Here is a 1,935-nt window from a genome sequence, read left to right on the forward strand (position 1 = left end):
GCTAAAAAGAATTTTGAGAAAGCTGGAGATAAGGCGGTAAAATTAGGCATTGCAATGGCAACTTTAGCCGCTGGGTTTGTAATTAAAGTTGGATTTGAGGGTATGAAAGAACTTGACGAAGCTGCAGCAAAAGTAAAATCTATAGCGGGGGCAAGTTTAGAAAAGAAAGATATTAAAAAAGGACTTTTAAAAACTAGTAGCGATACAGGAATAAGCACAACAGAATTAGGGGACACGCAGTACAACGCTATTTCAAGTGGAGTTAGTGGTGCCAATTCTTTGGAAGCTGCTTTAGTTTCAGCTAAGCTAGCAAAAGCAGGGTTTACAGATTCAAATAGTGCTTTGAAAGTTCTGATGTCAACAATGAATGTATATGGTAAAAGCGGAACTAAAGCAATGCAATCAATTTCTGATAAAATGCTTATTGTCCAAAATCTAGGCGTAACAACAGTTGCGGAACTAGCAGAGGGTATGGGAAGCGTAACACCAATAGCAAAGGCGGCTGGTGCGAGTATAGATGAACTAGATGCGGGTATGATTGCATTAACTAAAAATGGAATAAAAACTGATGAAGCAGCAGTACAGCTAAAGGGTATGTTTACAAGCATAATAGCACCTAGCAAAGAATCAGCAGACATGGCAAAAAGTTTAGGATTAGAATTTAATGCAGCGACCCTTAAGTCTAAAGGATTCGCAAAATTCATGGCCGATGTTCGAACCAAAACTGGTGGAAGCACAGAAAAAATGGCCGGTTTATTCGGAAACGTAAGAGCCTTGACAGGCGCGTTAGTCCTAAGCGGTTCAGGATTTAAAGACTTCAATAATGGATTAGTAGCACTGAAAAATAGTGCAGGTGCTACAGATTACGCATTTAACATAATGGCAGATACATTAGGCAGTAGACTAAATAAATTAAAAGTAAGAACTAAAAATATTGCGACAGGAATAATGGATAACACTAGCGGTGCGATTGGTAAATTGGTATCTAAAATAACAGACAAATTAAAAGTACTAGAAGAAAGCGGAGGTATACAAAGATTTGTAGATAAAATAGCATTAGGAGTAACAAAAATAATTGAAGTTATCGGAAAAGTATTTAATTTCTTGAAAGATAATAAAAAAACAATAGAAAATGTAGCTTTAGTATTTGCTAGTTTTTATGTTGCGATTAAGATAATGAAGGTACTTAAAGGTGTTATTTTCGGGGTGCAAATAGCAATGGCATTGTTGAGTGGCGGGTTAGCACTAACACCATTTGGGTGGGTAGCGATAGGTATAACTGCACTAATAGTAGGGTTTACTTTATTATATAAAAATAGTGCTGAATTTAGAGAAGGCGTGGCGGGTTTAGTTGCAAAACTTAAAGAGTTTGGAAGCTATATTGTTACTAATGCGTTACCGCCTCTTAAGCAATTTGGAAACTATATAATGACTACCATAGTCCCTATTTTAAAAGATATGGCAATAACAATAAAAGATACAGTTGTAAATGCTTTTAATTTCTTATATCCAATTATATCAAATTTTGTTACTAGTATTTTAATGCCACTAGTTGGATTTTTGAGCAGTGTTCTTAAGCCTATTTTCGGAGTGGTATTCTCTTATATTTTAGATGTTGTAAAAAGTAAATTTAATATGATCAAAGGAGTTGTAGAGGGCGCAATTAAAGTATTCGGTGGCATAATACAATTTGTGACTGGCGTTTTTACAGGAGATTGGAGCAAGGCTTGGAAAGGTGTAGTCAATATATTTAGCGGTATATTTGGAGGCATTAAAAGCATTTGCGAAGGCATTTTGAATGGAGTAATAAATAAAATAAATCTAGTTACTGGTTTAATGAGTAAAATACCAGGTGTAAAAATTGGGAAGATTGGCAATGTAGGCGTAGAGGATAAGGGTACAAAAGTAAAAGCAATAACAAAACCGAAAGTATAT

1 protein-coding gene is annotated in these 1,935 nt (G+C 35.3%); it reads left to right on the forward strand.

The genetic code is table 11. The annotated features are described in order from the left end of the window. A partial coding sequence (locus KPL50_RS26285) for a phage tail tape measure protein (RefSeq protein ID WP_216301428.1) occupies positions 1-1,935 on the forward strand: 1,935 nt, incomplete at both ends.

The organism is Clostridium sp. CF012, assembly GCF_018861755.1.
Lineage (GTDB): Bacteria > Bacillota > Clostridia > Clostridiales > Clostridiaceae > Clostridium_AD.